A 9,274-nucleotide genomic window follows, 5' to 3' on the forward strand; every position below is an offset into this window, starting at 1 on the left:
CCGAGCGACTCGGCGATGGCCCGGCGGTTGGCCGGCGCAAGTTCCTGCTGCAGCCGGTCCAGGTCCTTGTCCTCGCCCAGCGCCTTGCCGGTGCCGTCGAGCACGCGGAACGTCATCCGCAGGTGCGGCGGCACGCTCTCCCAGTTCCATGAGCCGGGCGGGATGATGTGCCCCTTCAGCCGGCGCAGCACCAGCTCCAGCGACGGCTCCAAATCATCTTCGGCCGGATCGAAGTCCGCCGCCAGGGCCGCCGCCGCGCTCCGGGCAACGTCCGGGGCCGGAACGAAGTTCTTCCGGATCTGCTTGGGCAACGACTTGATCAGCGCGGTCACCAGCTCCACCCGCAGGCCCGGGATCTGCCAGCGGAACGGGGACGCGTCCAGCTGGTTGAGGAACAGCACCGGCACGTGCACGGTCACGCCGTCCGACGGATCCGGGGCTGCCCCCGGTGCCACCGGCGAGAATTCATAGCTCAGCGGGAGCTCGAAGGTCCCCTGCCGCCAGGTCTTCGGGAACGCCGAGGCGTCGAGTTCCTCCGCGTCGGCGGCCAGCACGGCATCCGGATCGAAATCCAGCAGCGTGGGATTCTCCGCCCGGGCGTCCTTCCACCACTTGTCGAAGTGCCGTTCGGAGACCACCTCGGGGCCGATCCGTTCGTCGTAGAACTCGAACAGCGTTTCGTCGTCCACGCGCAGGTCGCGGCGGCGCATCCGGGTTTCCAGTTCCTCGACCTCGGCCAGCAGCTTGCGGTTGCGGTGGAAGAACTTGTGGTGCGTGCGCCAGTCGCCCTCGACCAGGGCGTGGCGGATGAACAGCTCGCGGCTGAGTTCCCGGTCGATCCTGCCGTACTGGATCCGGCGCTGCGGGACGATCGGCACCCCGTAGAGGGTGACCTTCTCGTAGGCCATCACGGAGCCCATCTTCTTGGACCAGTGCGGCTCCGAATACGTGCGCTTGCACAAGTGCGGGGCAATCTCTTCGGCCCAGGCCGGATCGAATTTCGCCGCCACCCTGGCCCACAGCCGGGAGGTTTCCACGAGCTCCGCGGCCATCACCCAGTCCGGCGACTTCTTGAACAGCGCCGAGCCGGGGAAGATGGCGAACCGGGTGCCGCGCGCGCCGGCATATTCGCGCTTGCGCTCCTCGTACACGCCAATATGGCTGAGCAGGCCGGCGAGCAGGGACTTGTGGATGTCGTCGTGCCTGCCCACGGGGTCCACCTCCCGTCCCGACTCCAGCGAGATGCCCAGCGGCTTGGCCAGCTGGCGCAGCTGCGCGAACAGGTCCTGCCACTCCCGGACCCGCAGATAGTTGATGAACTCGGTGCGGCACAGTTTGCGGAACTGGGTGGAGGAGAGCTCCTGCTGCCGCTCCTGCAGATAGCGCCACAGGTTCAGGATGCCGGTGAAGTCGGACTTCTCATCCACGAAGCGCTTGTGCTTCTCGGTGGCCTGCTGCTGTTGGTCTGTTGGGCGCTCCCTCGGGTCCTGGATGGTCAGCGCCGCCGCCAGCACCATCACCTCGCGCACGCAGCCGCGCTGGCCGGCCTCCACGATCATGCGGCCCAGCCGCGGGTCCACCGGCAGTTGGGCCAGTTTGCGTCCGACGGCGGTGAGCCCCGACGTCGGCGCGGATCCTCCCTTGGCGCCGGGCTGGGGCAGGGCGCCGGGCTCGGGCAGGGCTCCGAGTTCGCGCAGCAGGGTGACGCCGTCGTTGATGGCGCGGGACTCGGGCGGCTCCACGAACGGGAACGCCTCGATGTCCTTGGGACCGCGGGCCACGCCCATCGCGGTCATCTGCAGGATGACCGCGGCCAGGTTGGTGCGCAGGATCTCGGGGTCGGTGAATTCCGGCCGCGACCCGTAGTCCTCTTCGGAGTAGAGCCGGATGGCAATGCCGTCGCTCACGCGGCCGCAGCGGCCCGAGCGCTGGTTGGCCGAGGCCTGCGAGATGCGCTCGATCGGCAGCCGCTGGACCTTGGTCCGGTGCGAGTAGCGGGAGATGCGCGCGGTGCCGGTGTCGATGACGTACTTGATGCCCGGAACCGTCAGCGATGTCTCGGCCACGTTGGTGGCCAGCACGATCCTGCGCTGGCCGCCGGGGGAGAAGACACGGTGCTGCTCCGCCAGCGACAGCCGGGCGTACAGCGGCAGGATCTGGGTGCCGGCCAGCCGGCGGTTGGTCTTGATCCTGGCCGCGAGGGCGTCGGCGGCATCGCGGATCTCGCGCTCGCCGGAGAAGAAGACCAGGATGTCGCCGGGAGCCTCCAGGGACAGCTCGTCCACCGCGTCACAGACGGCGTCGAGCGGGTCGCGGTCTTCCTCCAGCTCGTCCACGTCCGGGTTGTCGGGATCGGTGGCCGCCGGCTGGTTCAGCGGGCGGTAGCGGATTTCCACCGGGTAGGTCCGGCCGGAAACCTCGATCACCGGCGCCGGTTCGTCGCCGCTGCCGAAGTGCCGGGCAAAGCGGTCCGGGTCGATCGTCGCGGAGGTGATGATGACCTTCAGGTCCGGACGCTTGGGCAGGATTTGCTTGAGATAGCCCAGGATGAAGTCGATGTTGAGGCTGCGTTCGTGGGCCTCGTCGATGATGATCGTGCTGTACTTCTTCAGCAGTTTGTCGTGCTGGATTTCGGCCAGCAGGATGCCGTCCGTCATGAGCTTGATCCGGGTATCCCGGCCGACCTCGCCGGTGAAGCGGACCTGGAAGCCGACCTCCTGGCCGATCTTCACGTCCAGTTCCTCGGCGATGCGTTCGGCCACGGTCCGGGCGGCCAGCCGCCGGGGCTGGGTGTGGCCGATCAGCCCCTTCTCGCCCAGGCCCAGCTCCAGGCACATCTTCGGGATTTGCGTTGTCTTGCCGGAGCCGGTTTCGCCGGCGATGACGGTCACTTGGTTCGCGGCGATGGCCGCCATGATGTCCTCGCGCCGCTCCGAAACCGGCAGGGCCGCGGGGTACGTGATGTTCACAGCCATGATTGACCACAGTCTAGTCGCTGGACCCGCTGCCCCGGACCGCCCGCACAGCAGGCACGGCAAGGCGTGCGTCCGTGGACATAAATAACTATCCGGCGACAAACGGATGCAATTTGTCCGGTGGGGGAGACGTATCTCATATGGTTGTCCTGACCCCGCGGTTCTGATTAGACAATGTGACTCGGTTCACAGGTAAGATCTTCAGGACGCTACCGCAGGGTTGCCTGCCATCACCGCCGGCGCCGATGACGACGCCGCGTGTGGCGGACCGCTTCAGCCGCGCCGGGGAGGGGCGGCAAGGCGGAAAAGTGCCGGGCTATCCGGCACGTGACGGACATTTGAAAGGAACATCGTGAAGAAACGTTCGACCATGTTCGGCCTGGGGTCAGGCCTGCTGGCCACCGCCCTGCTTGTTTCCGCGTGCGGCAACGCGGGATCCTCCGAGGGCAATGCCGCCGAAGGCAGCACCGAATCGGTGGAGATCGGCATCAGCCAGATCGTCTCGCATCCGTCCCTGGACGCGGCCCGCGAAGGGTTCAAGAAGGCGCTGGCCGACAACGGCTACGTCGAGGGCGAGACCGTGACCTACGACGAGCAGAACGCGCAGGGCGATCAGGGCACCGCGACCTCCATCGCCGGCAAGTTCGCCAGCGACCAGAAGGACCTCATCCTGGCCATCGCGACGCCCACCGCGCAGGCGGCCGTGCAGGCCATCGTCGACACCCCGATCCTGTTCACCGCGGTCACCGACCCGGAGTCCGCCTCGCTGGTGGAAAGCATGGACGCTCCGGGATCGAACGTCAGCGGTACCTCGGACCGCAACCCGGTCGAGGAGCAGCTGGCCCTGGTCAAGGAGCTGGACCCGGACGCGAAGTCCGTGGGCATCGTCTACTCCTCGGGCGAGGTCAACTCCACCGTCCAGGTGGAATGGGCCAAGGAAGCGGCCAAGGAACTGGGCTTGGAGATCAAGGAAGCAGCAATCTCCAACTCCGGTGAAGTCCAGCAGGCCGCCGAGTCGCTCGACGTCGACGCGTTCTACGTGCCGACCGACAACAACGTGGTGTCCGCCCTCGAGTCCCTGATCCAGGTGGCCGAATCCAAGAAGATCCTGACGATTGCCGCCGAGGGCGACTCGGTGAAGCGCGGCACGGTGGCCACCTACGGCATCAACTACGAAAAGCTGGGCTACCAGACCGGCGAGATGGCCGTGAAGATCCTCAAGGGCGAGGCTGAACCGGCATCCATGCCGGTGGAGACCCAGACCGAGCTGGAACTCTACGTCAACCCGGCCGCCGCCAAGCGCATGGGTGTGACCCTGCCGGACGGCTATGCCGAAACGGCCGACCACGTCTTCGAGTAAGCCCGAACTTCCAGCTCGAGCCGAAGAAGTCCGCAGTCCCTCCGGCGGCCGGCCAGCCCGGCCGCCGGAGCGACGCCACGAGAGAACCAAGGTCTACTACCTATGATTACCGCGGTTGAGCTTGGGCTGATCTACGCGATCATGGCCCTGGGGGTCTACCTGACCTTCCGCATCCTCGATTTTCCCGACCTGACGGTCGACGGCAGTTTCACCACCGGCGCCGGAGTCGCCGCCATCAGCATCATCAACGGCATGCCGCCGGTCATGGCCACCATCCTGGCCTTCATCGCCGGCATGGCTGCCGGCACCGTCACCGGCCTGCTGCACACCAAGGGCAAGATCAACGGCCTGCTGGCCGGCATCCTGACGATGATCGCCCTCTATTCCATCAACCTGCGCATCATGGGCCGGGCCAACCTGCCGCTGTTGCGCGAAGAAACCCTGATCACCCCGCTGCGCGAGTCGGGGATGCTCGGCGGCATCGGCGCCATCGCCATCTTCCTGCTGGTCGCCCTGGTGGTGAAGGTGATCATGGACTGGTTCCTGCACACCGACATCGGACTGGCCATGCAGGCGACCGGCGACAACGAACAGATGATCCGCAGCTTCGGCGTCAGCACGGACAACCAGAAGATCCTGGGCCTCGCCCTGTCCAACGGGCTCGTGGCCGTCTGCGGCGCGTTCATCGCCCAGTACCAGGGCTTCGCCGACATCGGCATGGGCATCGGCCTGATCCTGGCCGGCCTGGCCTCGGTGATCATCGGCCAGGCGATCTTCGGAACCCGCCTGATCTGGATCGCCACCCTGGCCGTGGTGCTCGGTTCCGTGCTGTACCGCGTGGTCATCCAGCTGGCCCTCCAGGCCGGCCTGCAGCCGAACGACATGAAGCTGGTCTCGGCCGTGCTGGTGGTCATCGCGCTGGTGCTGCCGCAGTGGAAGGTCTTTCGCCGCGTCGGCGGGCTCGGAAAGATGAAGAAGTCCCTGACGGGAGCGAAGGGCTGACATGCTGGATATCAAGAACGTTCACAAGACCTTCTTCGCAGGCACCGTCAACGAGCGCGTCGCCCTGCAGGAGATCAACCTGTCCCTGGCCGCCGGCGAATTCGTCACGGTGATCGGCAGCAACGGTGCCGGCAAGTCGACCATCCTGAACATCACCTCCGGCAAGCTGCGCCCGGACGTCGGCACGGTGAGCATCGACGGCAACGACGTCACCAGGCTCGCCGACCACCAGCGGGCCCGCTTCGTCGGCCGCGTGTTCCAGGACCCGATGGCGGGAACGTCACCGGAGATGACCATCGAACAGAACCTGGCCATCGCCTACGAACGCGGCAAGCGCCGCGGATTGCGCCCCGGCGTGACCCGCAAGAAGCGCGAATTCTTCAAGGAAGAGCTGCGTTCGCTGGAGCTCGGGCTGGAGAACCGGCTCAAGGCCAAGGTGGGCCTGCTCTCGGGCGGCCAGCGGCAGGCGCTGTCGCTGCTGATGGCCACGTTCAGCAGCCCGAAAATCCTGCTGCTGGACGAGCACACCGCCGCCCTCGACCCGCAGCGTGCGGAGCTGGTCAGCCGCCTGACCGCCGAAGTGGTGGACCGGCACCGCCTGACCACGCTGATGGTGACCCACAACATGGAGCAGGCGCTCCGGCTGGGCACGCGGCTGATCATGATGCACGAGGGCCGGATCATCCTGGACCTGGACCAGGAGCAGAAGCAGAAGGCCACGGTGCCGGACCTGCTGCATGAGTTCGAGAAGATCAAGGGCGTGGTCGACGACCGCACCATGCTCCAGTAGCGTCCGCGCTCCAGGAGCCACCGGCATCGGACCGGGTCAAGGTACGACGGCGGCTGTCCCACCTAGGCGGTAGGGGCGGCCGCCGTTCCCGTGCCGGCGGCAGCAGCCAGCCGGCCCGCGAGCTCCGCGGCGCGCTGCCGGAATTCCGCCGGCTCCAGGATTTCGAACGCAAAGCCGGTGGCGGCCAGCTCCACCAGGGGGTAGTCCAGCGAATCGTAGCCGGCCCGCAGCACGGTGGCGCCGCCGTCGTCGGACAGGACGGCGATGTTCGGCGGGATCCTCTCCGCGACGGCCTGCAGGGGGGCGTCGATCCGGACCACCACGTCGAACCGGTACGGGGACCGCGTGATCGACTGCTGGACGTAGGCGGCCAGGTCCGGCTGCGGCAACTGCCGCGGGGCAAAGCGTTCACGCGCCGTGGGAACCGATTCGAACCGGTCCACGCGGAAGGTGCGCCAGTCCTGCCGGCCGGTGTCGTAGGCCACCAGGTACCAGCGGCGGCCGGTGTCCACCAGTCGGTACGGTTCGGCCAGGCGGCGGCCGGACTCGCCGTCGGCCTTGGCGTAGCGGAAGCCGACCACGCGCCGTTCGGCGATGGCGGTGGAGATCCCGGTCAGCACCTCGGGGTCGACGGCGGCGGTGGGGCCGGCCAGGGTGACCACGGCGTTCTTCAGCGTGGAGAACTTGGGCCGGAGCCGCGCCGGCAGCACCTGCTCCAGCTTGGTCAGCGCCCGGAGCGACGCCTCGCCGACGCCGGCCACCGGGCTGGCGGTCACCGCCCCGAGACCCAGCGCGACGGCGAGGGCTTCGTCGTCGTCAAGCAGCAGCGGCGGAAGCTGCGCGCCCGCGCCCAGCTGGTAGCCGCCGGCCACGCCGGGGGAGGCATTGATGGGATACCCGAGGCTGCGGAGCTTGCCGATGTCGCGGCGCACCGTCCGTTCGGTGACCCCCATCCGCCCGGCCAGGGCGGACCCGGTCCACTCCCGGCGCATCTGGAGCAGGGAGAGCAGCTGCAGCAGCCGCGCGGACGTTTCGAGCATGGCCCACCTGTCTTCAGCAGCCGGAGCGTGCCGAACCCTGCAGCACGCGCGGGCGCCGGTCGTTCCGGCAACAGGGCCACTCTAGTCTCGATTCAGGACAAGAGCTGTCCGTAATCGGGGGACCCGACGCCCCCAACGGCAACCCGCCCCGTCCCAGGGGTGCGTCCCCGGCTCTGGGCAAACTGCCGGCCGCCCGGCATGATGGACTCCCGGGCTCCCCAGGCGGGGAGCCGCCGTTGGGGAGGAGCCGGCATGTCTTTCAATGCAGCCGAGGAGTTGCTCGAGCAGCTGACCTGGCATTGGGACGCCCAGGCCCGGCCGCGGCTGGAGGGGCTCACCGACGAAGAGTACTTCTGGGAGCCCGCCGAGGGCTGCTGGAACGTGCGGCACCGCGGGACCAGTACCGCACCGATGGCGGTGGGCGCCGGCGTTTTCACGATCGACTTCGGGCTTCCGGAGCCGGTGCCGCCGCCCGTCACCACCGTTGCCTGGCGGCTGGGCCACATTTTGGTGGGCGTGCTGGGCAGCCGTAACGCCTCGCACTTCGGCGGGCCGCCGGTCAGCTACGAATCGTTCGACTATCCGGGCACGGCGTCGGGCGCGTTGGAGCTGCTGGACGAATACTATGCGCACTGGACCGCGGGGGTCCGGGGACTCGGCGACGAGGGGCTGGCGGCGCCCTGCGGGCCGGCCGAAGGCCCCTATGCCGATCGCTCCATGGGGACGCTGGTGCTGCACATCAACCGGGAAATGATTCATCACCTGGCCGAGGTCGCGCTGTTGCGCGACCTGTTCGCCCACCGCCAGTAGGGAGCCGTACAGAGGGTCCGGGCCGCGGGGTGCTTCAGGGGGCCGAGTCCCGCGGGCCCCTTCCTCAGGAACCCGCGGAGGGGTGGCCGGGTCAGGCCAGCCGGGCGAGTTCGGTGTAGGGGCGGCTCGGGGTGGAGCCGGCCGTCCAGTCGGCCTGCGAACGTTCCGGCGGGGTGTTTCCCCGTCCGTCACGCAGGATCAACCGGAGGGTTTCGATGATGACGAGGAGTGCCAGTGCGGTGATCAGGAGGAGTTCCATGCCTCCATGGTGGTCCTGCGGCCGGCAAAAAAAGAGTGGCAGAAACGACCATAAAGCATAAAAAACTGCCATACTGGTGGCATGCTGAAAAAGGTGGCCGTGGTGGTGCTTCCGGGAGCTGCGCCGTTCGAATTCGGGGTGGTCTGCGAAGTCTTCGGCATCGACCGTTCCGACCGGGGGACCGGCGTTCCGGCGTTCGACTTCCGGATCTGCACTCCCGAGCCCGGGGTCGTCAGCAGCAAGCTGGGGTTCTCCCTCAATGTCCCGCTCGGGCTGGGGGCCGCCGACGACGCTGACCTCGTGGTGGTGGCGCCGTACCAGCGCATGGACCAGGCCCCCGAAGCGCTTCTGCAGGCCCTGCGGGCAGCCCACGCCCGCGGCGCCTGGGTCTTGTCCGTGTGCTCGGCGGCCTTTGTGCTGGCCGAAGCGGGGCTGTTGGACGGCCGGCGCGCCACCACCCACTGGCAGTACTCACACCAGCTGGCCGCCGAATATCCGCAGGTCGACGTCGACGAAAACGTGCTGTACGTGGAGGACGAGCGCATCATCACCAGCGCCGGCACCGCCGCCGGAATCGACGCCTGCCTGCACCTGGTCCGGACCGAACTCGGGGCATCCGTGGCGTCGGCCATCGCCCGGGACATGGTGGTGCCGCCGCACCGGGCCGGGGGCCAGTCGCAATATATTGACCGCCCCATGTCGCTGGCCGGCTGCCACACCCTCAAGGACCTGCTGGCGTGGCTGTCCGAGAACCTGGCCCAGGACGTCAGCGTTGCCCAGCTGGCCGCGCGGGTCCACATGTCCGAGCGCACCTTCGCCCGCCGGTTCCGGGCCGAGACCGGCGCGACGCCGGCGGCATGGATCAACGCCCAGCGGGTGCTGCGTGCGCAGGAACTGCTCGAGGAATCGGACCTGAACATCGAGGAGATCGCCCGGATCACCGGGTTCGGCCAGGCGGTGCTGCTGCGCCACCATTTCGCCAGGTCCGTTGGCGTGAGCCCGGCGTCCTACCGCCGCACCTTCCGCGGCGGTGGCGCC

General features: G+C 68.1%; 8 protein-coding genes. 5 read left to right on the forward strand and 3 right to left on the reverse strand.

What is annotated here, in order from left to right; all coding sequences use genetic code 11:
* On the reverse strand, positions 1-2,975 hold a 2,975-nt coding region (gene hrpA / locus AC5RV2_RS11110), incomplete at its 3' end, for an ATP-dependent RNA helicase HrpA (RefSeq protein WP_494092374.1).
* 370 nt (positions 2,976-3,345) lie between these two features.
* Here hrpA and AC5RV2_RS11115 point away from each other — a divergent pair.
* The 3 genes from AC5RV2_RS11115 (at position 3,346) to AC5RV2_RS11125 (ending at position 6,127) form a co-directional block, all read left to right on the forward strand.
* The gene (locus AC5RV2_RS11115; protein ID WP_494092378.1) at positions 3,346-4,335 is read left to right on the forward strand and encodes an ABC transporter substrate-binding protein; all 990 of its coding nucleotides are present in this window, start codon (positions 3,346-3,348) and stop codon (positions 4,333-4,335) included.
* A 102-nt stretch (positions 4,336-4,437) separates the two neighbouring features.
* Complete coding sequence (locus AC5RV2_RS11120) at positions 4,438-5,337, forward strand: ABC transporter permease (RefSeq protein ID WP_493979031.1); 900 nt, start codon at positions 4,438-4,440, stop codon at positions 5,335-5,337.
* 1 nt (position 5,338) lies between these two features.
* Positions 5,339-6,127, forward strand: a complete 789-nt coding sequence (locus tag AC5RV2_RS11125) for an ABC transporter ATP-binding protein (RefSeq protein WP_493979030.1) — start codon at positions 5,339-5,341, stop codon at positions 6,125-6,127.
* A 62-nt stretch (positions 6,128-6,189) separates the two neighbouring features.
* On the opposite strand, the gene AC5RV2_RS11130 is transcribed toward AC5RV2_RS11125, so the two are convergent.
* Positions 6,190-7,167 carry a helix-turn-helix transcriptional regulator gene (locus AC5RV2_RS11130; RefSeq protein WP_494049745.1) on the reverse strand — a complete coding sequence of 326 codons (978 nt, stop codon included), beginning with the start codon at positions 7,165-7,167 and terminating at the stop codon, positions 6,190-6,192.
* Between the two features lie 252 nt (positions 7,168-7,419).
* Between AC5RV2_RS11130 and AC5RV2_RS11135 the strand changes: the two genes are divergently transcribed.
* Positions 7,420-7,977, forward strand: coding sequence for a DinB family protein (locus AC5RV2_RS11135; RefSeq protein ID WP_494092375.1), 558 nt, complete (start codon positions 7,420-7,422; stop codon positions 7,975-7,977).
* A gap of 91 nt (positions 7,978-8,068) precedes the next feature.
* On the opposite strand, the gene AC5RV2_RS11140 is transcribed toward AC5RV2_RS11135, so the two are convergent.
* The gene (locus AC5RV2_RS11140; protein WP_494092376.1) at positions 8,069-8,236 is read right to left on the reverse strand and encodes a hypothetical protein; all 168 of its coding nucleotides are present in this window, start codon (positions 8,234-8,236) and stop codon (positions 8,069-8,071) included.
* An 81-nt stretch (positions 8,237-8,317) separates the two neighbouring features.
* On the opposite strand from AC5RV2_RS11140, the gene AC5RV2_RS11145 reads away from it, so the two are divergent.
* The coding region (locus AC5RV2_RS11145; protein WP_494092377.1) for a GlxA family transcriptional regulator at positions 8,318-9,274 on the forward strand (957 nt) is incomplete at its 3' end.

The sequence above is a fragment of the Arthrobacter sp. Y3225116 genome (assembly GCF_059091245.1).